Genomic DNA, 730 nt, shown 5'->3' on the forward strand with positions numbered 1-730 from the left:
CGACCGGTACGTCTGGCCGGTCGCCGTGGTCCTGGTGATGACCCTGCCGTCGAAGATGCTGCTGCCGAACATGTCGGTGATGCACCCCCTGCGGGACAACGTCGTCCTGCTGGCGGCCCTGGCCGCGGCGACGGCGGTCCCGTTCCTGCCGCGTACGTCGCCGTACTACGCGTCACCCGCCCCCACCGTGCACGCGCCGGCCCCGGCCCGCTTCCGCCGCCTTCCCCGGCTGCCCCTTCTGCGCCGGGTCCTCACCCGTCCGAACCTGCTCCTCGAGCTGCTCCTCATCCGGGTCACCTACGCCGCCTACTCCTCCGTGCGGATCGCCGTCCAGGGCGATCGCGCCACGGCCGAGGCGCACGGCCACCAGATCCTCTCCCTCGAGCGGGCCCTGTTCCTCGACATCGAGCACTGGGCCAACCACGCGGTGGTGGGGCTGCCCTGGCTGGAGGGCTTCCTCAGCTTCTACTACAAGGCGTTCCACTTCGCGGTGCCGCTGACGATCCTCGCCGTCCTCTACGTCCGGCGGCCCGTGGACTACCGCTGGGCGCGCACCGCCCTGGGCTTCGCCACGCTCCTCGGCCTGCTCGGCTTCTGGCTCTACCCGCTGGCCCCGCCCCGCCTCATGCCGGGCCTCGGTTTCATCGACACGGTCCACGGCGTCCAGGACTTCTCCCGCCCGGACTACGGCGCGATGACCGCGGTCACCAACCAGTACGCGGCGATGCCG

The 730-nt window shown here is 71.6% G+C and carries 1 protein-coding gene; it reads left to right on the forward strand.

What is annotated here, in order from left to right:
* On the forward strand, window positions 1-730 hold a 730-nt coding region (locus CCN35_RS27290; RefSeq protein ID WP_143631904.1), incomplete at both ends, for a phosphatase PAP2 family protein.

Origin of the sequence: Streptomyces thermovulgaris (assembly GCF_002155915.1) — a bacterium.
Taxonomy (GTDB): domain Bacteria; phylum Actinomycetota; class Actinomycetes; order Streptomycetales; family Streptomycetaceae; genus Streptomyces; species Streptomyces thermovulgaris.